Annotated in this window: 17 protein-coding genes, 1 pseudogene and 1 riboswitch; of the genes and pseudogenes, 6 read left to right on the top strand and 12 right to left on the bottom strand. The window is 68.4% G+C overall.

Going from position 1 to position 22,349, the window contains the following annotated elements; translation table 11 throughout:
* Positions 1-4 precede the first annotated feature (4 nt).
* The 5 genes from O8I58_RS07290 to O8I58_RS07270 form a co-directional block, all read right to left on the bottom strand.
* Positions 5-205, bottom strand: a complete 201-nt coding sequence (locus O8I58_RS07290; RefSeq protein WP_298322827.1) for a DUF1656 domain-containing protein — start codon at positions 203-205, stop codon at positions 5-7.
* Positions 195-2,345, bottom strand: a complete 2,151-nt coding sequence (locus O8I58_RS07285) for an FUSC family protein (RefSeq protein ID WP_298321845.1) — start codon at positions 2,343-2,345, stop codon at positions 195-197. The genes O8I58_RS07290 and O8I58_RS07285 overlap by 11 nt, the downstream gene beginning before the upstream one ends.
* Positions 2,342-2,860 (bottom strand): MarR family winged helix-turn-helix transcriptional regulator, encoded by a 519-nt coding sequence (locus O8I58_RS07280; RefSeq protein ID WP_298321844.1) that lies wholly within the window; start codon positions 2,858-2,860, stop codon positions 2,342-2,344. Before O8I58_RS07280 ends, O8I58_RS07285 begins: the two co-directional genes overlap by 4 nt.
* Before the next feature lie 141 nt (positions 2,861-3,001).
* On the bottom strand, positions 3,002-3,952 hold the full coding sequence (locus O8I58_RS07275; protein WP_298321842.1) for a peptidoglycan DD-metalloendopeptidase family protein: 951 nt from the start codon (positions 3,950-3,952) through the stop codon (positions 3,002-3,004).
* Positions 3,949-5,049, bottom strand: a complete 1,101-nt coding sequence (locus O8I58_RS07270) for an NHL repeat-containing protein (protein ID WP_298321840.1) — start codon at positions 5,047-5,049, stop codon at positions 3,949-3,951. The genes O8I58_RS07275 and O8I58_RS07270 overlap by 4 nt, the downstream gene beginning before the upstream one ends.
* 132 nt (positions 5,050-5,181) lie before the next feature.
* A riboswitch (SAM riboswitch) is annotated at positions 5,182-5,306 on the top strand.
* 83 nt (positions 5,307-5,389) lie between these two features.
* On the opposite strand from O8I58_RS07270, the pseudogene O8I58_RS07265 reads away from it, so the two are divergent.
* The 3 genes and pseudogenes from O8I58_RS07265 (at position 5,390) to O8I58_RS07255 (ending at position 8,724) form a co-directional block, all read left to right on the top strand.
* Positions 5,390-6,428 (top strand): annotated as a pseudogene (locus tag O8I58_RS07265) (homoserine O-succinyltransferase).
* Positions 6,425-7,642 carry an O-succinylhomoserine (thiol)-lyase gene (locus O8I58_RS07260; protein WP_298321836.1) on the top strand — a complete coding sequence of 406 codons (1,218 nt, stop codon included), beginning with the start codon at positions 6,425-6,427 and terminating at the stop codon, positions 7,640-7,642. The pseudogene O8I58_RS07265 and the gene O8I58_RS07260 overlap by 4 nt, the downstream one beginning before the upstream one ends.
* Positions 7,639-8,724 (top strand): homoserine dehydrogenase family protein, encoded by a 1,086-nt coding sequence (locus O8I58_RS07255; RefSeq protein WP_298321834.1) that lies wholly within the window; start codon positions 7,639-7,641, stop codon positions 8,722-8,724. The genes O8I58_RS07260 and O8I58_RS07255 overlap by 4 nt, the downstream gene beginning before the upstream one ends.
* 77 nt (positions 8,725-8,801) lie before the next feature.
* On the opposite strand, the gene O8I58_RS07250 is transcribed toward O8I58_RS07255, so the two are convergent.
* The 3 genes from O8I58_RS07250 to O8I58_RS07240 form a co-directional block, all read right to left on the bottom strand.
* A complete protein-coding gene (locus O8I58_RS07250) occupies positions 8,802-9,647 on the bottom strand; it encodes a hypothetical protein (protein ID WP_298321832.1) in 846 nt (281 codons plus the stop codon).
* A 133-nt stretch (positions 9,648-9,780) separates the two neighbouring features.
* A complete protein-coding gene (locus tag O8I58_RS07245; protein WP_298321830.1) occupies positions 9,781-11,163 on the bottom strand; it encodes an L-serine ammonia-lyase in 1,383 nt (460 codons plus the stop codon).
* Positions 11,164-11,214: 51 nt separating this feature from the next.
* Positions 11,215-11,940, bottom strand: coding sequence for a GntR family transcriptional regulator (locus O8I58_RS07240; RefSeq protein WP_298321828.1), 726 nt, complete (start codon positions 11,938-11,940; stop codon positions 11,215-11,217).
* A gap of 177 nt (positions 11,941-12,117) precedes the next feature.
* On the opposite strand from O8I58_RS07240, the gene O8I58_RS07235 reads away from it, so the two are divergent.
* Positions 12,118-12,348 (top strand): glutaredoxin family protein, encoded by a 231-nt coding sequence (locus O8I58_RS07235; RefSeq protein WP_298321826.1) that lies wholly within the window; start codon positions 12,118-12,120, stop codon positions 12,346-12,348.
* Between the two features lie 4 nt (positions 12,349-12,352).
* On the opposite strand, the gene O8I58_RS07230 is transcribed toward O8I58_RS07235, so the two are convergent.
* The 4 genes from O8I58_RS07230 to O8I58_RS07215 all read right to left on the bottom strand — a co-directional run bounded on the left by O8I58_RS07230 (position 12,353) and on the right by O8I58_RS07215 (position 14,860).
* Positions 12,353-12,811, bottom strand: coding sequence for a nuclear transport factor 2 family protein (locus O8I58_RS07230; RefSeq protein ID WP_298321824.1), 459 nt, complete (start codon positions 12,809-12,811; stop codon positions 12,353-12,355).
* 162 nt (positions 12,812-12,973) lie between these two features.
* Positions 12,974-13,543 carry a YceI family protein gene (locus tag O8I58_RS07225; protein ID WP_298321822.1) on the bottom strand — a complete coding sequence of 190 codons (570 nt, stop codon included), beginning with the start codon at positions 13,541-13,543 and terminating at the stop codon, positions 12,974-12,976.
* Between the two features lies 1 nt (position 13,544).
* Entirely contained in the window at positions 13,545-14,132 is a 588-nt protein-coding gene (locus O8I58_RS07220; RefSeq protein WP_298321820.1) for a cytochrome b, read from the bottom strand.
* Positions 14,129-14,860: a YceI family protein gene (locus O8I58_RS07215; RefSeq protein ID WP_298321818.1), complete on the bottom strand. Its 732-nt coding sequence runs from the start codon at positions 14,858-14,860 to the stop codon at positions 14,129-14,131. Before O8I58_RS07215 ends, O8I58_RS07220 begins: the two co-directional genes overlap by 4 nt.
* Positions 14,861-15,082: 222 nt before the next feature.
* Here O8I58_RS07215 and O8I58_RS07210 point away from each other — a divergent pair, with 222 nt between their 5' ends.
* Together O8I58_RS07210 and O8I58_RS07205 are read left to right on the top strand one after the other, a co-directional pair.
* Positions 15,083-18,604 carry a two-component regulator propeller domain-containing protein gene (locus O8I58_RS07210; protein WP_298321816.1) on the top strand — a complete coding sequence of 1,174 codons (3,522 nt, stop codon included), beginning with the start codon at positions 15,083-15,085 and terminating at the stop codon, positions 18,602-18,604.
* A 134-nt stretch (positions 18,605-18,738) separates the two neighbouring features.
* The gene (locus O8I58_RS07205) at positions 18,739-22,335 is read left to right on the top strand and encodes an ATP-binding protein (protein WP_345781330.1); all 3,597 of its coding nucleotides are present in this window, start codon (positions 18,739-18,741) and stop codon (positions 22,333-22,335) included.
* Positions 22,336-22,349: the final 14 nt, after the last annotated feature.

Below are 22,349 nucleotides of genomic sequence, written 5' to 3'. Positions count from 1 at the left end.
TTCTTCAGTTGAGCAGGAGCAGGCCCAGTAGTCCGAACACGCAGACATACAGGGCCAGGCGGAACAGCGGCGGGTGCCAGGCATGGCGGTACAGGCCGATGCGGCCGGCGATGCCATCCAGCACCCAGAACAGGACGAATAGCGCCACTGCCAGGACCAGCAGGCCCGGCACGTAGACGCCGCCGATGGAGATCTCAGGAGGCAGCACGGGAAGGCTCCGGGGGAGTGTCGGGGTTGCCGCCGGCGGCGCCGGCCAGGACGGAATCGGCGTCGCGCAGTGCGCTGCGCAGCAGGTGCAGGTGCTGGCGGACCCGTTGCAGGGACGGGGGCACGGCGCCGTTGACGACGGTATCGGCCAGCGCTGCATCCAGGTGCGAAAGCGCGGCCTGGTGGTCGGCGGGTGACAGGTGGTCGTACAGGCGCGCGATCGCCGACACGGCCGCGTCGATGTGCGCTTCGATGGCATGTGGCACGGCCGCATCGATGCTGTCGTGGCGCAGCTCGATCAAGGTGCGGCCGGTTTCGTGCACGGCCAGCGCCCAGGCCAGCAGGGTGCGCGATTCGCTGCTGTTGGGCTGGGTATGGGTGACCACCTGCAGGAACAGGTCGCGGCTGACGCTTTCGAAGCGCGGCGCCAGGCCATCCAGCGGCGCGCGCGCGGCCAGCGTGACCTGGTGGCGCAGTTCGGTCAGCAGGCGCCGGCGCTGCCATTGCGTGCCGATCACCGAGGGGATCAGCTGGAAGGCGATCATCGCCAGCACCGCGCCCAGCAGGAACGCGACACCGTTGTTGAGGAAGCTGGCCACGTCGAAGCTCGGCGCCAGCCCGAGGCTCAGCGGCACCAGCGTGCCCAGGCACATCCCCAGGCTCATGCCGAACAGTGGCGGACGCGTGGATAGATACACCGCCAACATCAGGAACGGTGCGGTACCGAGCACCAGCATCCCGTAGCTGTCGATCCGCGGCATCACCAGGGTCACGCACAGGAACGCCATCAACAGGCCAAGCGAGAAGCCCTTGGTGATCTGCGCGGCGGTGACGTTGGGATTGGGGCCTGCGGCCAGGATCGCGGTGAAGGCGATGACATTGGCCATCGCGCCGGCGCCGCTGGCCCAGCCGCTGGACATCCAGGCCAGGCCCAGCAGCAGGGATACCAGGAAACTGCGCACCACCGTGACGGCGACCGACATCCGGTCGGTGGCGTAGCGGAAGCGCACTTTCTCGCTGGCGCGTGCGAGCTGGCCGCCGATGCCCGGGTGCTGCATGGCGGCCGCGGTGTGGGTCATGTCGCGCAGTTCTTCGATGAGGCGCAGCAGCAGCGAGGCGCCGGTATCGAAGTCGTCATGGCGCGAAGCGGGCAACGACGCGCGCAGCCCCGTGGCACGCAGCGGCTGTGCTGCCAGGACCTGTTCCAGGCGCTCGGTGACGTCGTCGTGGTTGCCGGCCTTGCGCGCGGCCAGCGCTTCGCCAAGCGGCCGGTACAGCTGCATCAGCGCACCGGCGACGGCATCGTCGGGACTGCTGCGCAGCAGCCGGTTGATCAGGTGATGCAGCGACTGGAAGCGCGTGGACGCGGCCATGAAGCGCTGGTTGACCAGGCGCATGCGACGGCTGCGCACCCGCGCTTCCGGGTCTTCGAACACCACCGATGCACGCAGGTCCTCCAGTGCCATGGACTCACGCACGAAGCGCAGGTGGGCTTGTTCCATCTGCTCGCGCGGCAGGGCGCCGCGGGTGCCGTCGCGCACGAAATCCAGGAAGCCGGCCAGCAATGCATTGGCGGCCGTGCGCAGGCTGTTGCGCAGGCGCGCAGGGAACACCACGTCGAACACCACCGCACTGACCAGCAGGCCGAGCAGCACCTCGGTCAGGCGCGCGGTGGCCAGCGTGAACACTTCCGTCGGCGCGTTGACCGCTGGCAGGGCGATGATCGCCACGGTGTAGCCGGACAGCACGAAGCCGTACGAGCGGAAGTTGCGGAACATCAGCGCGCCGCCCGCGCACAGGCCGACCCACAGCGACAGGGCCAGCAGGAACAGCACGGGCTGCTGCGGAAACAATGCCGTGATGCAGACCGCCGCAATGCTGCCCACGATGGTGCCGATGGCACGATAGAACGCCTTGGCCAGGACCATGCCGCTCTGCCGGTTCATCACCACGATCACCGTGATCATCGCCGTGCTGGGCGAAGAGAAGCCCATGCGCATGGCGATCATGCCGGCCAGGTAGATCGACAGCAGCACCTTGAACACGAACATCCAGGCCGCGCCTTCGCCGCGCAGGGCTTCGCGCGCCTGGGCGGTCCACGAGGCGCGCGGCGTGGATGCGGGCGCGGTGGCGCTCACAGCGATTCCTCCACGCCGCGCAGCAGCTTGACCATCAGCTGCTGCAGCTGGGCCTGCTCATCGGCATCCAGGTGGCGGGTGTAATCGTGCAGCTGGCGGTTGACCTGTGGCAGGAACGCGGCAATCAGCGCTTCACCTTCGGGCGTCAGCCGCAGCAGCGACATGCGCCGGTCCTGGGCGCTGGGCAGGCGCGCGATCAGGCCCTTGTCGACCAGCTGGTTGGTCAGGCGAGTGACATTGGCGGATTTTTCGCCGGCCGCGTCGGCGATCAGCGAAGGATTGAGCGCACCGTCCGGGCTGGCGTCGATCATCATCAGCACGTTGTACTCGGGATAGCTCAGGCCGTATGCACGCAGCAGCTCATTGCCATGGTCGACGGTGAGCTTGTGCAGCAGCTTGACCATCCGCACCACCGTGGCCGCCTGCCTGGGAAAGCTGCGGTGCTTGCGGCTGGTGGCCTGCAGGCCCAGCTCGGTCGCATCGAAGCGCGTGGGCGGGGTGTCGAATCTGTTCACAGGCTAATATTACACTTATGTAATAAGTTTGCTGTCAACGCGCGCTGAATGACGCCAGTCGGCGCCATGTCCCTTGGTCAGCGATCCAGCGAATGCCTTGGGTGTGCGGGATAAAAGCCGCTCCTACGGCAGGCCGGTGTCCTATCGGGGCGTGTTCTGCCGCCCGGGCGCTTGGTCGGGAAACCGCAATTCACCCAACGGCCCGCGCATCTGGATCGGGACGGAGGCCAAGCGCATGCCCGTGTTGACCTGCACCACGAAATGCAGGTGCGGTGCGGTCGAGAACCCGGTATTGCCGGACAGGCCGATCCGCTGCCCGGTCGTGACCGACTGGCCGGCGCGGACCAGCACACCCTCGGGCTTGAGATGGGCGTAGAGCGCCATGGTCCCGTCGCCGTGCAGGATGCGGACGAAGTTGCTGCGGCCGCCGAACTTCTCCTTGTCCAGGCCAGCCTTGTCGAAGTCGCCTTCGACCTGCATCACCACGCCATCGCGCGCGGCCAGCACCGGCGTGCCTTCGGGCAGTGCGAAATCGATCGCGTCGAAGTTCTGCGCATCGTCGTGGCTGAGATGACCGCCGGGTCCCTGGTCGACGCGGATCGGTGCGTCGAACGGCAGCTGGTACATCACGTCCAACGGCCTGGCCTGCGGATCGCCGGGCTGGGCGTCGAGTTTCAGCTGGAAATCGCTGCCGGCCAGCGGATCGGCCACGATCAGGGTCGACACCAGCACGCTGCCATGGGCGGGCACGAGCTTGCGCACGGGCAGGTCGGGCGAGGCGATCAGTCCGCGCTGGCGGACGAAGGACAACTGCACCTGCACCGGGCCGGGCAACAGGTTGTCGGCCCAGGCCTGGTAACGGGTCGGGGTCTTTTCCAGGCGCAGCTTCACCAGCGCGCTCGGCGTGCTCTGGAAGTGCAGGACATCGACTGGGCCAGCCGCCGGTGCCTGCTGGCCCGGCGGTTTCCCGGCGTAGTGGGTGACGCCTTGGGCGTCCTTCCATTTGTAGAGGCGCCCGGCCTGCGCGGTGGTCAGCCCGGTGGCGAGCAGCAGCAGGCACAGCGCGCTGGCGCAGGCCGCGCGCGGGCTCATGGCAGGCAGCTGCCGCGCAGGTGCAGGGCGGTGGCGATGTCGCGCAGGTCGAACGCGGCCACGGCGCGGTTGTCGTGCTGGACGAACAACGCGCCATCGGGGAAGCGTGGCGTGCCGGCGGCGTACACCACTTCGCCATCGGTCTGCGCGACGACTTCGCCGCTGAACGTCCCGACCGGTGCCAGGCTGGCGCGGTCGTATACCCGGAACAGCGTCGGGCTGGTCTGGTCCACTGCGATCCACCAGCCGCCATCCACGTCGCAGTCCCACAGCGCCACGCCTTCGGCATCGCCGGTGAAACGCGGCAGGCTGGTGCCGCGGAACCGTCCGTCCAGCGTGTAGTCGCGCAGGGTCGAGCCGACCCGCTGGTCCTCATCAGCGATCAGCAACCGGTCGTGTGCCGGATCGCCAGCGATGGATTCGACCATCCGCAGCATCCCCGCGTCGCTGGTGTCGCCGAAGCTGCCGGCATCGGTGCCGGTGACCGGGCCGTCCTCGTCCAGCGGCACGTGGAAGCGACGCACGCGCTGGTCCATCTGCTCGCGCGGCGGCAGGAGGCCGGTGCGGAAATCGGCCATGAAGCTGTCGGTGACCAGCAGCTCCAGCGCGTCTGGTGCGGTTTCCTGCAGCCACAGGCCGTAAGGCACCTTGAGCGTGTCGGCACCGATGACGCCGCGGGGGGTGAAGTCGGGCAGTTGCAGCACCTGCACCCGGTGGTTGTCGCGTTCGACGACGAACACCAGGTCGCCCCAGACCGCGATGCCGTTGGGGCGCTTGAACTGGCCCGGACCCTCGCCCGGTCCACCGACCGTGCGCAGGCGCTGGCCGCTGTCGGCGTCGTAGACCACCAGCTGGTTGCTGGACTTGGCCGTGGCGATCAGCCACGCGCCGCCTTGTTCAGTCGGCCAGACGGCCAGTGAGTCGATTTCATCTTCCGGCTGGCCGGTGGAAATCCAGGCTTCCCTGACCACGGCATCGGGCTTGGGTGCCGGTGGACCGGTGTCGGGTGCAGGCGTGGAGGCTGGCGGGGTGACGCTGGCGCAGCCGGCCAGCAACAGGGTCGCCAGCGCGGCGCAGAACAGGGAGGGGCGTGTCATGACCTCCGATTATGAAGTGGCGCGTGGTCATTGCGGGCGCTGCATGGGGGGTCTGACAACGGTTTCTGAAACAACCATCGCTTTATCTTGATAGAGCGATTGACATCCCCTGACGAGGCTGGCAACCTTCACCCACCATCGAGACCGGCAGAGGGACAGGCCCTTTGAAGCCGGGGCAGCCAGCGACGCAATCCAGCGTGTCGTGTAGGTGCCAAATCCTGCGGCGACGCATCTGCGTTTAGACCGAAAGATGGTTCGTACCGTGCAGCAGCTGCATCGCCACGCACGACGAACGCGAGCTTCCCGCGAAAGCTCGATGGCCGTTCCTCCCGGATTCGCCATGAGCCTCGTGAACACAGCTACCGCCACCGCCGCCTGAATCCACTGAAGCCGATGCGTCGTGTACGCCGGCTGCCGGTGCGCCCGCGATCCGCGGTGAGCTGCCGGTGGCCCTGGCGTTGCGTCATGCCGGTGCCCGCACCCTGATCCTGCGCTACGAGCTGCAGGGTCCGGCCGGTGCGCCGGTGGTGTTCCTGGCCGGCGGAATTTCTGCCCACCGCCATGCGGCGGCCAGCGTGCAGTTCCCCGAAAACGGCTGGGCCAACGATCTGGTCGGCGCTGGCCGCACCCTGGATCCGGCACGCGTGCGCGTGCTGGCGTTCGATTTCATCGGCGCCGATGGCCAGCTGGATGCGCCGATCGACCCGGCCGACCAGGCCGATGCCATCGTCGCGCTGCTGGATGCGCTGGAGATTCCGCGCCTGCGCGGTTTCGTCGGTTATTCCTACGGCGCGCTGGTCGGCCAGCACCTGGCCGCGCGCCATCCGCAGCGCGTCGAACGCCTGATCGCGGTCAGCGGCGCGCATCGCCCGCATCCGTTCGCCTCGGCCTGGCGCGCGCTGCAGCGCCACGCGGTGGCGCTGGGCCAGATGCAGTGCGCCGACCAGCAGGGCCTGTCGCTGGCGCGCCAGTTCGCCATGCTCAGCTACCGCACGCCGGAAGAATTCGGCGAGCGCTTCGACGCGCCGCCGGAGCTGGTCAATGGCCGCGTGCGCGTGGCCGCCGAGGACTACCTGGATGCCGCCGGCGCGCAGTACGTGGCGCGCACGCCGGTCACCGCCTTCCTGCGCCTGTCCGAATCCATCGACCTGCACCGCATCGACCCGGCCACGATTGCCATTCCCACCACGGTGGTTGCGGTCGAAGGCGACCGCCTGGTGCCGCTGGCCGACATGGTCACGCTGGTCGAAGGACTCGGCACCAACGGCCACCTGCGCGTGCTGCGCTCGCCGTACGGCCACGACGCCTTCCTGAAAGAAACCGACCGCATCGACGCGATCCTCGCCACTGCCCTTCGCCCCACCGGAGATACCCCATGAGCCATGCCAGCAACGACAACATTCCCTGCAGCGCGGCCACCGCCGCCGTGCGTGCGGGCATCGACCGCGATACCGCCTACGGTGCGGTGACCCCGCCGATCGTGCTGTCGTCGAACTTCTCCTTCGACGGCTTCGGCAACAAGCGCCAGTACGACTACACCCGCAGCGGCAACCCCACCCGCGACCTGCTGGGCGAAGCCCTGGCCGAGCTGGAAGGCGGCGCCGGCGGCGTCATCACCGCGACCGGCATGGGCGCGATCAACCTGGTGCTCAACGCGCTGCTGCAGCCGGGCGAGAAGCTGGTGGTCCCGCACGATGCGTACGGCGGCAGCTGGCGCCTGTTCAACGCGCTGGCGTCCAAGGGTCACTTCGAGCTGATCACCGCCGACCTGACCGACCCGCGCTCGCTGGCCGATGCGCTGGCGCAGTCGCCCAGGCTGGTGCTGATCGAAACCCCGTCCAACCCGCTGTTGCGCATCACCGACCTGCGCTTCGTCACCGAAGCGGCGCACAAGGCCGGCGCGCTGGTGGTGGTGGACAACACCTTCCTGTCGCCGGCGCTGCAGAAGCCGCTCGAATTCGGCGCGGACCTGGTGCTGCACTCGACCACCAAGTACGTCAACGGCCATAGCGACGTGGTCGGCGGCGCGGTGATCGCGCGCACTGCCGAACTGCACCAGCAGCTGGTGTGGTGGGCCAACGCGCTGGGCCTGACCGGTTCGCCGTTCGATGCATTCCTGACCCTGCGCGGCCTGCGCACCCTGGATGCGCGGCTGCGCGTGCACCAGGAAAACGCGGTCGCCATCGCTGACCTGCTGGACGGCCACGATGCCGTCGCCCAGGTCTATTACCCGGGCCTGGCTTCGCATCCGGGCCATGCCATCGCCGCACGCCAGCAGAAGGGCTTCGGCGCGATGATCTCGTTCGAATTGGACGGCGGCGAAGCGGCCGTCCGCGCCTTCGTCGATGGACTGAAGTACTTCACCCTGGCCGAATCGCTGGGCGGTGTGGAAAGCCTGATCGCCCATCCGGCCACCATGACCCATGCGGCCATGACCCCCGAAGCCCGTGCCAAGGCGGGGATTTCCGATGGCCTGCTGCGGCTGTCGATCGGCATTGAACTGACCGAGGACCTGGTGGCCGACCTGCAGGCGGGTTTGATCCGCGCGCAGTCGGTGATCCAGGCGACGGCCCGGAAAACGGTCGACGCATGAGCGCGGTCGTCCGCCTCAACGCGCGCCGCGCACCACGCCTGGCGCTGCTGGGCACTGGCGTGGTCGGCGCTGCGCTGATCGCGCGCTACCAGCGATTGCAGGTGCGCGGCGTTGCGTTGCCGGCCTTCGCCTGGATCGCCAATTCGCGTGAGGTGATCGAAGGCGACCGCGCGCTTGAAGCGGCCCTGCAGCAGCTGCGCGATGCGCCGGCCAACACCCGCATCGTCCCGCCCTGGGCCGAAGCCGATGCGCTGGATGCCGGCGACATCGTCATCGACGCCACCGCCAGCGATGCCATCGCCCTGCGCCATGCCGAATGGCTGGGCCGCGGCGTGCACGTGGTAACCGCGAACAAGCTCGGCGCCGGCGCGGACCTGCTACGCGCACAGGCCATCGAACAGGCCGCGCGCGACGGCGGTGCGGTCTACGGCGACAGCGCTACCGTCGGCGCCGGCCTGCCGCTGCTGCGCAGCCTGCGCGCGCTGGTGGCCGGTGGCGATGCGATCACCTCGGTCGAAGGCGTGCTGTCCGGTTCGCTGGCATGGCTGTTCAACCAGTTCGATGGCACGCAGGCGTTTTCCAGCCATGTGCGCCAGGCGCGCACGGCGGGCTATACCGAGCCTGACCCGCGCATCGACCTGTCCGGTGAGGACGTGCGCCGCAAGCTGCTGATCCTGGCGCGTGCGGCTGGCCTGCCGCTGCAGCGTTCCGATGTGCGCGTCGAATCGCTGGTGCCGCAGGTGCTGGCCAATGCCAGCCATGCGCAGATCGACGACCTGCTGAGCGTGCTCGATGCGCCACTGCAGGAGCAGTTGGATGTCGCCCGTCGCGATGGCGCGCAGCTGCGCCTGGTCGGGCGTTTCGACGCGCAAGGAGCCAGCGTTGGCCTGCGTGCGCTGCCGGCCAGTCACGCCCTGTGCGGCGGGGGCGGCACCGATAACCGCGTAGCGATCCACTGCGACCGCTATCCCGACCAGCCGCTGCTGATCCAGGGTCCCGGCGCCGGGGCGGAAGTTACCGCCGCAGCGCTGCTGGACGACGTGCTGGCCCTGCTGCCCGGCAGCCGCGAGCAGGCTGCCTAGGGCCGGTCCGACGTGGCCCTAGGCAGCCTGTGTGGTCAGTCCGGCGGCAACAGGCCCCAGGTCATTCAGATCAGCAGTCAGTGACTGTCACGCAGGCGTCGGTCACGCAGGAATGCCTGCACCTGCTCGCGTGTCATCCGTTGCCCGTCGGCATTGACCACGTTGAAGTCCACGCCGTTCTCCCACAGTTGCGGCGCGGTCAGCACGGCGACGTTGGCGGCCGGCGTGTTGGCCTGCAGCGACAGCAGGTAGGCATTGAATCCGGCGCTGCGCAGCCACGCCGTGTAGGTGCTGTCGTGTTCGGTGGCGAACTGTCCCTGGTACTCGCATTCCCTGCGCAGCGCCTCACCCAGCGGGCGGCAGTCCAGGCGCCATTGATGCAGGCCGATCAGCGCATCGGGCTCCAGCTCACGGGCGGTCGCGGCAGCCCATAGGCCCACGCACATGCTGGCGCAGATCGAATGCACCCGGACGGTCAGGTTGTGCCGCTGGATCAGGCGGCCTGCTTCCAGGCCGGGCCCCGCATAGCCGCCGCCGCTGGTGATGACGATGCGCTGCAGGAAACGATGTTCACCCAGCACGGCTTCGAGCTGACGGGCGAACTGGGGGCCGATGCCACCGTCGATGCGCAGGGTCTGCCCGTCATCGAGGACGGAAAAGCGTGCGTCCTGGACGACCGATGGTGGGGTCTGGCCGGGCTGGGTGGGCTTGAGGATCAATGCCTCGCGCGCTGATGACGGCGCTTCATCGGGTACCGCTGCAGGCGCGGGCACTGTTTCGGTTGGCGAAGAGGGGCGTTGGCCGAAATACACCGCGGCGACCAGCACTGCCCCGGCAGGAATCAGCAGTCGCCAGATCCCGGCCCAGCCCTTGCGTACCGGGCGAGGCCGGACTGAACCGGGCCGCGTGGCGGGCGTGGGCATCGTTGGGCTTCCTGCGCGATGGACGGTGGCGCCACGATAGCAGTCGATGGCAACCCACCAGGCGGCAGCCGCTGATGCGCACGGCCAGCCCGCGGATCGGGTCGGGGCCGCGCGATGGCAGGCCAGGGCGTGCTCAACACTCGATGACGTTCACCGCCAGCCCGCCGCGACTGGTTTCCTTGTACTTATCGCGCATGTCGCGGCCGGTATCGCGCATGGTGCGGATCACCTTGTCCAGGCTGACCTTGTGCTTGCCGTCGCCGCGCATGGCCATGCGGCTGGCGTTGATGGCTTTCACCGAGCCCATCGCATTGCGCTCGATGCAGGGGATCTGGACCAGGCCGCCGATCGGGTCGCAGGTCAGGCCCAGGTTGTGCTCCATGCCGATCTCGGCGGCATTCTCGATCTGGCTGGTGTTGCCACCGAGCGCGGCGGTCAGGCCGGCGGCGGCCATCGAACAGGCCACGCCGACCTCGCCCTGGCAGCCGACTTCGGCGCCGGAGATGCTGGCGTTTTCCTTGTACAGGATGCCCACCGCCGCGGCGGTCAGCAGGAAGTCGAACACGCGCTGCTCATTGGCGCCCGGGCAGAACCGGTCGAAGTAATGCAGCACCGAGGGGATGATCCCGGCCGCGCCATTGGTGGGGGCGGTGACCACGCGACCGCCGGCGGCGTTTTCCTCGTTGACCGCCAGCGCGTACAGGTTCACCCAGTCCAGCGTGGTCAGCGGGTCGCGCATCGCCGCTTCGGGCTTGGTCGACAACTCGCGGTACAGCGCCGGGGCGCGGCGCGAGACATGCAGGCCGCCGGGCAGGGTGCCTTCCTGGCGGATGCCACGCGCCACGCAGGACTGCATGGCGTTCCAGATCTCGCGCAGGCCTTCGCGGATCTGGTCCTCGCTGCGCCAGGATTTTTCGTTCTCGAACATCAGCTGGGCGATCGACAGGCCGCTTTCGGCGCTGCGCGCGATCAATTCGTCGCCGCTGTTGAACGGATACGGCAGCGGCGTTTCGTCGGCGACGATGCGGTCGTCGGCGGCCTCGTCGGCATTGACCACGAAACCGCCGCCGACCGAGTAGTAATCGCGCGTGGCGATCACGTTGTCGGCCGCATCGAATGCGGTGAAGCGCATGCCATTGGTGTGGAAGGGCAGCTTCTGGCGCTTGTTCAACAGCAGGTCGCGTTTTTCCTCGAAGGCGATCACGTGCGTGCCGCCGAGGGCGATGCGGTGTTCGCTGCGGATGCGCTCCAGCGTGGCCGGGATGACGTCCGGGTCGATCAGGTTGGGCAGGTGGCCTTCCAGGCCCATCAGCACGGCCTTGTCGGTGCCGTGGCCACGGCCGGTCAGCGCCAGCGAGCCGAACACTTCGGCGCGGATGCGGGTTACGTCCTGCAGCCGATCGGCCTGGGTCAGCCAGCGCGAGACGAAGCGCGCCGCAGCGCGCATCGGCCCGACGGTATGCGAGGAACTCGGCCCGATGCCGATCTTGAACAGGTCGAAAGTGCTGACGGCCACGTTGGGAAATCCGGAAGAGAACTGCGTTGGAAGAAGGGGGCTGAGGCGCGGTCAGCGTCGCGCGCGTGCGCTGGGTGCGACGGCGTCGGTCTGCAGGTGCTGCGCCAGCGCCGCGCGCACGCTGTCGTGGGTGCGCGCCATGTGTTCGTCGTGCAGGCGGCAGGCCTTGATCACGTTGCGCTGGAGCGCGGCATCGGCGATGGCCAGGTGTTCGTCCAGCGAGAAGCGCTTGTCGCGCGAGCGCGGCAGGGCGGCGTACCGGTAGCGTTCGGCCTGGTGGTAGAACATGTCCTGCAGGCGCAGCAGCCATGGCGAGCGGCAGGCGCCGAGCAGCGCACGATGGAAGCGGAAGTTGCGCGCTTCCAGTTCGTCCAGCACGTCGGCCGGCGGTTGGGTGCTGCTGCCGGACAGGTCGCGCTCGATCGCGGCCAGTGCATCCAGTGACTGGCGGACGTCGGCTTCCCACGCGGCGTCGCCGTGGACGATGGAGTCGTTCATCGCCTCGTTGACCACCAGTACGCGGACCTTGGCGATGTCGTCCAGTTCCTGCAGCGACAGCGGCGCGACCCAGAAGCCGCGCTGGTCGGCACTGACCACCAACTGCTCGCCGCACAGCCGCGCCAGCGCTTCGCGCAAGGGGGCCAGGCCGATCTGGTAATGCTGCTGCAGCTCGGACAGCTTGAGCTTGCCCGCGGCCTTCAGCCGCCCGCGCACGATGTCGTGGCGCAGTTGCTGGTGGATGCGGCTGGCAAGCGTGCCGGCGACGGCGACGTCCATAAAATCGAAATTATTTTCAGGGAAGGGCGGGTTGGCGCATTGTAGGCGCCGATCCTTCGCTTTAATTTCGATTTTTCATTGCATTCGCCCTCACAGGACGGCGACGGCAGCCGGGCGGACTCGACGCCGCAGCCCGGCCTGGGTTACCACTGCAACTCTTCCCTCGCATGCCTGCCGATGTCCACCTACCTGCTTTACCAGCGCGATGACTGCCACCTGTGCGACCTGGCGCTGGAGATCCTGGCCGCCGCGCGGCTGCCGGAGTTCGACAGCGTCTACATCGATGACGATGCCGGGCTGGAGGCGCGCTACGGCCTGCGCGTGCCGGTGCTGCGCGATGCGTGCGACGCGCGGGAACTGGACTGGCCGTTCGACAGTGCGCGGGTGCAGGCCTTCATGGCGGGTTGAAGCGTTACGGCGCGGCGGCGGGATTGCGGTTCTCGCGCACTGGCGTGTACTGGGCCGACAGCAGCTGCCAGCCCTGTGGCGTCTTGCGCGCCACCGCGCCGAGGGTGAGCGTCATGGCGTGGCCTTGCATGGCGTAGCTGAGCTGGGCGCTGACGACGGCCGTGTCGCCGTGGTCGTGCACCACGGTCTGCGCCAGCTGCACCGACGGGCCGTCCATCTTTTTCTCCGGCGCATAGAACGACAGCACCGCGGCGTGGTCGTCGACCTGGCCCAACGGACTGATCTCGATGAACTGTGGATCCAGCACGGCCTTCAGCGCATCCAGATCGAACTTCGATTCGGCCTGCACGTACTGCTGCACCGCTGCCTGCGGCGTGCTGGCGATGGCGGCGGCGTGGCCGTCCGGGCTGACGAACAACAGCACGGCGATCGGGATGGCAGCCAGCAGGGTTGGCAGGCGCATGCAGAAGATCCTTGTTCCATGGGAGAAGCACGAGCATCGCCGCGTTGCGGACAAGCGCGCATGGACCGGAAGTCATTCTCCCCAACGGCACCGTTGCACGGCCCACACGGCAAAACGCCGGGCAGTGCCCGGCGTCGTGTGCGTCGTGACTGCTTTGCCTGCTCAGTTGACCGGCTTCAGTACGACCTTGGTGCTGACTGCGACGGCATCGGGGATGGTGCTGGTGTCCTTCCAGTCGCCGCCACCAACGCCGAAGTCCAGGCGCTTGACCGTCGCCTTGCCGGCCAGCGTCGGCTGCGCTCCCGGCGTCCACACGAAGGTGAGCGTGACCGGCCTGGACACGCCGCGCAGGGTCAGCGTGCCGTCGGCGCTGTAGCGGTCACCGCCCAGCGACTTGAAGCCCTTGGCGGTATAGGTGGCCTGGGCGAACTTGCCCACGTTGAAGAAATCCGCACCGGCCAGGGTCGAGTCGCGATCTCCGTTGCCGGTGTTGGTGCCGGTCAGGCCGATGGTCACCTCCAGCGTGCCGAGTTCGGGATGGGCCGGATCGAAGCTGACCTTGGTGTCGAACTTGCCGAACTTGCCGGTGAAGGTTTCGCCGTCGTAACTGGTGGCGAACACCAGCGTCGAACCGGGCGCCTGCACGTAGTCGGCGGCCTTGGCCACGGCGGTGGAGAACATCGCCACCAGTGCGGCGGCGGTGAGGGCGGGGGAGAGGAACTTGCTGGACATGTCAGGAATCCCTGGGTTGCGGAGCGGAAGTCGGCGCGCGCAACCAGCCGCGCGGCAGCATGCGGGCAAGCGTGGCGTCGCCCTGGAAAAAATGGTGGTAGAACGCGGCGCCGGCATGCATCGCCACCAGCACGATCAGCACGTACAGGCCCCAGGCGTGGATGCCGTGGGCGACGGCGCGGATCGCTTCGTCGGGCGCGACCAGCTTGGGCATGTTGAACAGCCCGAAGAACTTGAACGGTCGCAGCCCGCTGGCCGAGTCGTACAGCCAGCCCGACAGCGGCATGGCGAACATGATCCCGTACAGCAGCAGGTGGGTGAGGCTGGCGATGGTGTGCTGCCAGCCTGGCGTGTCCGGTACCGGCCGGGGCGCGCCGGCATACAGGCGCCAGGCCAGGCGCGCGACCACCAGCACCAGCACCGTGATGCCGACCGATTTGTGGGCGGTGTAGACCCAGAAATACTTCGGCGTCTTGGGCAGCTCGCCCATGGTCAGCCCGACCACGGCCAGGACGAAGATCAGCAGCACGATGAGCCAGTGCAGCGATTGGCTGACGGCGCCCCAGCGTTCGGCGTTCGGTCGGGTCATGGGGTGGGGTCCTGTGGCGTTGGCTGGGGAGCGTCGTTGGCGGGTGAGGGTGCGACCGCGTCGGGCGGCACAGGTTCCTGCGGCGTGGCGTTGTCCGGGTCCTGGTCCGGCTGGTCGTCGAAATCCTTGCCCGAGCGGGTGGCCTCGGCCTGGATGGTCAGCTGCACCGCATCGCCGATCACCGATTTCCATGCGGTGATGCCGAAATCGGCGCGGCTGATCGTGGCGGTGGCCGAAAACCCGGCCGTGCGCCGGAACGGCGGCAGCGGATGACGCTTGAGCTGGTTGAAGGTCACCGCCAGGGTCACTTCGCGGGTGACGCCATGCAGGGTCAGGTTGCCGGTTACTTCGGCATGCGTGGCATCGGTGCCCACCACGCGGGTGGAGACGAAGCTCGCCTGCGGGTGGTCCTTGATATCCAGCAGGTTGCCGGCGGCCACGGCCTTGTTCCAGGCCGCATCGCCCAGGTCGGCACGCTCCAGCGGCACGCTGACTTCCACCCGGGCCTGGCTCCAGTCGTCCGGGTCGAACTGCAGCAGCCCGGTGCTGCCCGACACCGTGCCCATCGCCTGCGAGAAGCCCGCATGGGAAATGGCGAACAGCACCCGGGTGTGCACGGGGTCCAGCTGGTAGGTCTTCGGCGTCGCGGCGGCACCTGCAGTCGCCAGCAGGCCGGCCAGCAGCCAGGCGGAAGAGGGAAGGCGCCTGTGGCGGCGTGGCATTGTCATGGCTGGGATTCTAGACACCTGCCTGGCGCAGAACGTTGTGCCTGCCAGGAACAATCCATTGCGGGCGCGTGGAATGACATGCGCCGCAATGCCGTGTTTGTCCTGCCATTGCGATGGTTGCCAGCCTCCGCGCTTGCTTGCACGATGGCGTGCGTACGCAGGCGGCCCATCCGGCAAGGCCCACGCGGCAAGACGCGACAACGCCATGGGGGCAACCAGCGGATGTGGGCAAGACGATTTTTCCTGTGTGGCCTGCTGGCCTGGGCCGGCCTGGCCCAGGCCGCGGTGCCACTCACCCCCCAGCCGCGCCAGATGGGTGTCGGCGACGGCCTGCCCAGCGGCCGCGTCAATGCCTTCGCCGAGGACAAGCTGGGCTATCTGTGGATGGCGACCCACGATGGCCTGGCGCGTTATGACGGCCGCGGCTTCCGCATCTGGCGCATGGAAGACGGCCTGCGCGACAACCTGATCTGGTCCCTGCATTCGGACCTGGACAACCGGCTGTGGATCGGCACCGAGAACGCCGGCATTGCGGTGCTCGATGCCGACCGGCGCATGTTCCATTTCTACAATCGCCAGAACACGCCGGAGCTGACCAGCAATACGATCTGGTGCATCGAGGCGACCGCCGACGGCAGCCTGTGGTTCGGCACCCAGGGCGGTGGCCTGACCCGGCGCCTGGCCGATGGCAGCTTCCAGCATTTCATGCCGGTCCCGGGCGATCCGCGCAGCCTGCCGAGCAATGAAATCGTGCACATGGCGGTCACCTCCGACGGCAGTCTGTGGCTGGCGACGCGTGCCGGTGTCGCGCGTTGGACCGGTCGCGATTTCGAACGCGTTCCGGACGACGCGCTGCCTTCGCCGCTGGTCAATCGGTTGCGCCCCGAATCCGACGGCAGCCTGTGGATCGCCACCACGCGTGGCGCGGTGTTGCGCAAGCCCGATGGGCAATACGTGAAGCAACCGTGGGGCCAGAGTTCGAACATCCCCGTCCTGCAGACGCTGCTGCGCGACCACGCCGGCACCTACTGGCTGGATACGGCTTCCGGCCTGGGGTATCAGGCCGGAGGGGCCGTCCACAACGTGCCGTTGTACAGCGTGTCGGCCAAGGGCATGGTCAAGCCCAGCTGGGCCACCGCGTATGAAGACCGCGATGGTGGCCTGTGGTTTGCCAGCATCAACGCCGGGTTGTGGCATCTGCCGGCGAACTGGCGCCAGTTCGCGGTGCTGACCAATGACGACAGTGATCCGGCTTCGATGTACAACCCCTACGTGCTGGTCTCCACGCCGGCAACGGGCGGCGGCCTGTGGCTGGCAGGGACGCGCAGTGCGCTGGACTGGCTGGACCCGGTCACGGGCAAGGTGCAGCACCACCTGCGCGTGATCGATTCGGTGCAGTGGCCGCAGGCGATGGCCGAAGATCGCGCGGGCCGGGTGTGGATCGGCCTGGCCGATACGTTGCAGCGCTACGACCCGGCCAGCCACCAGGTGCGGCGCTGGGTCTCTGGCGCCGCGCGCGATGCCATGCTGGCCGGCAGTACCGACCTGATCCGTGCCTGCGGCGACCAGCTCTGGTTGTATTCGCGCGCTTCGGGCATGCAACTGCGTGACCTGGACGGGCATGTGCTGGCCGCGCCGCGGCTCAACCTGGCCAAGAATTCCTTCGTCCAGGACGCGCGCTGCGGGCCGGACGGTCGCCTGTGGCTGGCGAGCGATCGCGGCGTGCGGGCCTGGGACCCGGCAAGCCAGCAGTTCCAAGCCATTGCAGGTGACGTCCCGTCGGCGGCGTTTTCGCTCGCGTTCCCGGATGCGCAGCATCTCTGGGTGGGGCGGATGGGACGGATCGAGCGATACGGTTGGAATGGGCAGCGCCTGGAACTGCTTGCGGCCATTGGCGAAGAAAAAGGTTTCCCGGCGGCGGCACCGACGGGTCTGGTGGTCGATGACCAGGGCGTGGTGTGGACCAGCTCGTCGCGCGGTCTTGCGCGGACCGACCCGGTGACTGGTTCGGTCCGCCAATACGGCGTGCGCGATGGCTTGCCCAATCCGGACATCCGCGAACTATCCCTGGTCCAGGCCACGACCGGCCAGATCAGCGCCGCCACACCGGATGGCCTGGTGCTGTTCGATCCCGGTCAGCTGGTTCCTTCGAAGCGGCAGCCTTCGCTGCAGATCGAATTCGTCGGCGTGCGCCGTGGTGACGATGGCCTGGACCTGACCCACGTGGCCGAGCCGCAGGTCGACAGCAATGACCGCGACCTGCACATCGTGGCGCGCCTGTTGTCGTTCTCCGGTTCGGACGACAACAGCTATCGGTTCCGTCTCAATGGCTACGACCCGGGTTGGGTGGACGTGGGGACCACCGGCGAGCGCCTGTTCTCGCGCCTGCCGCCTGGTCGCTACACGCTGGAAATCCAGGGCCGCAGCAGCGACAGCGTGTGGTCGTCGGTGAAGACGCTGCGCTTCCGGGTGCTGCCGCCGTGGTGGCGCAGCCCCTGGGGGCTGGTGTGCTGGATCGGGCTGTCGCTGCTGTTGATCTTCTGGGGGCTGTACCTGTATCGCCTGCGATTGCGGCGACGGACTGCCTGGCAGATGGCGCAGCACGAGCGCACCGTGGCCGAGCAAGCCTCGCGTGCCAAGACCCATTTCCTGGCGACCCTGGGCCACGAAGTCCGTACCCCCATGACCGGCGTGCTGGGCATGAGCGAGTTGCTGCTGTCCACCAACCTGGACGAGCGCCAGCATGGCTATACGCGTTCGATCCAGAACGCGGGCACGCACCTGTTGCGACTGGTCAACGATGCGCTGGACCTGGCCCGGATCGAAGCCGGTCGGCTGGAGCTGGACCAGCAGGATTTCGACCTGCGCGAACTGCTGGACGGCGTGGTGGCGTTGACCGCGCCGATGGCCGGCAAGCGCGGCCTGGCCTTCAGTAGCGATGTGGCTGCGGGCCTGCCCGTCGCGTTGCGTGGCGACCCGGTCCGGGTGCGCCAGATCCTGCTCAACCTGCTCAACAACGCGGTCAAGTTCACCGAGCAGGGCTGGGTGCGCCTGCAGGCGTTGCCGCTGGAAGGCGGCGGCGTGCGCCTGATCGTCAGCGACAGCGGTCCGGGCATCGCCGCAGGGCAGGTGGCGCGGCTGTTCCAGCGCTTCGAGCAGGCCGAAGGCGCACGCACGGCCGCGCGCTACGGCGGCAGCGGCCTGGGGCTGGCGATCAGCCAGGAACTGGCTGGCGCCATGGGCGGGCGGATCAGCGTGGAGAGCATGCCGGGCCAGGGCACGCGCTTCCTGGTGGACCTGCCGTTGCCGACCGCCGCGCGCGGCACGCCGACGGTGGTGGTGCCGGCCCGGGATGAAAGCCTGCCGTTGTCGGTCCTGCTGGTCGAGGACGACGCCACCATCGCCGAGGTCATCACCGGCCTGCTGCGTGCACGTGGCCATCGCGTGCAGGCGGTGGGCCATGGCCTGGCGGCGTTGACCGAAGTGGCGGTGGGCGGCTTCGACATCGCCCTGCTGGACCTGGACCTGCCGGGCATGGATGGACTGTCGTTGGCGCGCCAGTTGCGTGCGCAGGGTTTCCAGGCCGCGCTGTTGGCGGTGACCGCGCGCGCCGATGGCGAGGCCGAGGCACAGACGCGCGCGGCGGGGTTCGACGGGTTCCTGCGCAAGCCGGTCACCGGCGAGATGCTGGTCGAGGCCATCGGCATGGCACGTGCGGTGGCGCAGCGCCGGATCGAGCAGTGACCTAGGCAAGTCCGGCCGCGCCGCGGTTCGCACTTCGATGGCATGAGGGCCTGGTTACCCATGCTTTGGGGTCGCCCCGTGGTGGCGTGACTTGCGCCTGCCGGAGTCCGTTGCGAGGATGGCGTGGGAGTCACATGGATGAAAGAAAGCGCATGGATGTGTGGCGTGCAGGGTTGCGTGCGGCTGTATTGCTGCTGGGGATGTGCTGGGCTGGTGCGCAGGCCCAGGTGCCGCAGCGGCCCGTGTTCCGCCTGAGCAGCGTCGCCAACGGGCTGCCGTCGGCGACCGTGACCGCGCTGGCCACCGACCGCCAAGGGTATCTGTGGGCAGCCACCTTCGATGGGCTGGCGCGCTATGACGGCACCGAATTCACGGTGTGGCAGCACGATCCCCACGACCCTGCTTCGATCGGCGGCAACCTGCTGCAGGCGATGTACATCGATCCGCAGGATCGGGTGTGGGTGGCGAGCGTTGGCCTGAGCGTGCTGGACGCGCAACGCAAGCGCTTCAGGCACTACCGGCAGGAACAGTATCCGCAGATGCATAGCGACGACGTCTTCGCCGTCAGTGGCATCGGCGACGAGGTCTGGTTCGGCACCAACGGCGGTGGGCTGTACCGCATCGCGGCCGACGGCACGATGACCCGCTTCGACAACGCCAATACCCAGGACGCGCTGCCTTCCGATACGGTGCTGTCGCTCGCCAGCGACGCGCAGGGGCGACTGTGGATCGCGACCACCGAAGGCCTGGCCTACGTGCAGGATGGCAAGGTCGAGCGCGTGGCTGCAGGCGCCATGTCCGGGCATGCCGTGGCGGCACTGTTCCAGGTGGACGGTGGACTGTGGGCCAGTGGTGCATACGGTCCCAGCCTGCTTGGCGCGGATGGAAGCTGGCACCAGCCGCGCTGGGCCTCGATGTTTGAGGACACCAACCAGCTGATGGCGGTCGCATCCGCTGGCGGCGGCGAGTACTGGCTGGGCACCCAGCATGGATTGTGGCTGACGCAGGGCGACGCGGCCCCGCAGCCGGTCAGCGAGCGCAATGCGCTGTTCTCCAACCGGTATGTGCTGGCCATGGACCACGCGCAGGGGGGCGGGCTGTGGGTCTCGGTGATGGGGCAGGGGCTGGCCTATCTGCGTCCGGACTGGCGTCGCCTGGCGGTGCTGCCCGCACCGAAATCCAGGGCGGTCGACGCCTATTGCGCGGTGGCTCCGGGGCAGCAGGACAAGCTATGGCAGTTCGATGCCAGCGGTGCGCTGGAACAGCTGGATACGCGCACCGGCGATCTCAGCGTGACCACGCTGCGCGATGACGTGCTCAAGGGGATGGCCCCGGCCTCGGGCCTGCAGGACAGTCGCGGGCGGCTATGGTTCGGTCATGTACCGGCGCACCTGGTGCGCTTCGATCCGGCGACGGGGCAGCATCGTCGCTGGCTGATCCAGCGCATCCAGGGCGGGGGCATGGCGCCGGAAGCGCTGATCGAAGACGCGCGCCACGATGTCTGGGTCGGCGTCAGCGGCATGCTCCAGCGCCGCGATGGCGCCAGCGGCGAGGTGCTGGACGAATTCCGCTTGAATCCAGTCACGCAGGAAGACCTGGCCTTCCAGCAGCTGCGCCTGGGCCCCGACGGCGAGCCGTGGGTGGCCAGCGGCGGTGGCCTGCTGCGCTGGGATCCGCGGCAACGCGTCCTGCTGCCGGTGCCCGAGCTGGACGGCGATGACGTCTCCGGTTTCGTGCCCGTTGGCGACCGGCAGCTCTGGTTGTATCGGGTGGGATTGCTGGAGCACTGGGAACAACGGGGCCAGCGCTGGGAGAAGCTCCAGTCGATCAACGAGGGACTGCCCAGCATCCCGACCAATGGCCTGCAGCGTGATGCGCAGGGACGATTGTGGCTGGCGACCCAGCGCGGCCTGCTGCGGGTGGATCCCGTGACGGGACAGGTGCGCGGTTTCGGTATGCGCGACGGACTGAGCAGCCAGGAGTTCCTGGAAAAGTGCCTGTACCAGCTGGATGACGGCGTGCTGGCCTCGACCACCAGCGACGGTGCGCTGGTGCTGGTCGATCCCTCGTTGCCCGATCGCGCGCCGACGCCACCGCCGTTGCTGCTGCAGACGCCGACGGTGGTGCGCGAAGGCGCAGTCGTTCCGCTGACCGATCCCGATGTCCAGCTGCGCGCGGGCGATCGCGAATTGCGCGTGGGCATGCGCCTGCTGTCGTTCGAGGATCCGGCCGGCAACCGTTACCGCTCGCGCCTGGTTGGCTTCGATCCGGGCTGGGTTGACCAGGGCGCCAGCGGCGACCGCGTACTTTCGGCGCTGGCACCAGGGCATTACGTGCTGGAGCTGCAGGGGGTCGAGGCCGGTGGCACCCCTTCGGCGCAGCACCGTTTTGCTTTCAGCGTGGCTCCGCCGTGGTGGCGCAGCGGTGCAGGCATCGCTGTGCTGACGCTATGCGCGCTGGCGCTGGTCCTGCTGTGCGCCTGGGCCTATCGCGAGCGGCTGCGCCGGCGTTCGGCCTGGAATCTGGCCCAGCACAAGCGCGAACTGGCCGAGCAGGCATCGCTGGCCAAGACCCATTTCCTGGCCACGCTGGGACACGAGGTGCGCACGCCGATGACCGGCGTGCTGGGCATGAGCGAACTGCTGCTGGGCACGTCGCTGGACGAACGCCAGCGCGGCTATGCAGGTTCCATCCAGGAGGCCGGCACGCACCTGCTGCGGCTGGTCAACGACGCGCTGGACCTGGCCAGGATCGAAGCCGGGCGACTGGAACTGGACCAGCAGGATTTCGACCTGCGCGAGCTGCTGGACAGCGTGGCGGCGATGACCGCGCCGATGGCCGGGCAGCGCAACCTGGCGTTTTCCTGCAGCGTCGCCGAGCGGGTGCCGCAGACCTTGCGCGGCGACCCGATGCGCGTGCGTCAGATCGTCATGAACCTGCTGGGCAATGCGGTCAAGTTCACCGAACACGGCGCGGTGCGCCTGCAGGCGTTGCCACTGGCTGGGCCAGGCGTCCGACTGGTGGTCAGCGATACCGGCCCGGGCATGAATCCGGAACAGCAGGCACGGCTGTTCCAGCGTTTCGAGCAGGCCGAAGGTGCACGCACGACCTCGCGTTATGGCGGCAGCGGACTGGGGTTGGCGATCTGCCAGGAACTGGCGCTGGCGATGGCCGGCACGATCACGGTCGAGAGCGCGCCTGGGCAGGGCACACGCTTCCTGGTGGACCTGCCGCTGCCGGCCGCGACCGGTCTGCCCGTTGCGCCGTCAATGCCCACGCAAGGCGACGTCGCACCGCTGTCGGTGCTGCTGGTCGAAGACAACGCGACCATTGCCGAGGTCGTGACCGGCCTGCTGCAGGCGCGCGGGCATGCCGTGCACGCCGTGCCGCACGGCCTGGCGGCATTGACCGAGGCGGCTGTCAGTCATTTCGACATTGCATTGCTCGACCTGGACCTGCCCGGCATGGACGGGTTGGCACTGGCAAGGCAGCTGCGTGCGCAAGGCCTGGTGCTACCGCTGCTGGCGGTGACCGCACGCGCCGATGCGCAGGCCGAAGCACTCACGCGCGCCGCCGGCTTCGATGGCTTCCTGCGCAAGCCGGTGACTGGCGAGCTATTGGCCGAAGCCATCGCCGGGGTCCTGGCGGGCAGGGGCCGGCCGGGAGCCACGATGTCGACTCCACCACAGTCCGGGGACGGCATGGGCGCACCCTCGGCAGCCGGTTGTTAGCATCGGGCCCTGAA

Origin of the sequence: Pseudoxanthomonas sp. (assembly GCF_027498035.1) — a bacterium.
GTDB lineage: Bacteria > Pseudomonadota > Gammaproteobacteria > Xanthomonadales > Xanthomonadaceae > Pseudoxanthomonas_A.
Note: the sequence above shows the minus strand (reverse complement) of the source record. Positions and strands in the feature narration are given on the sequence as shown.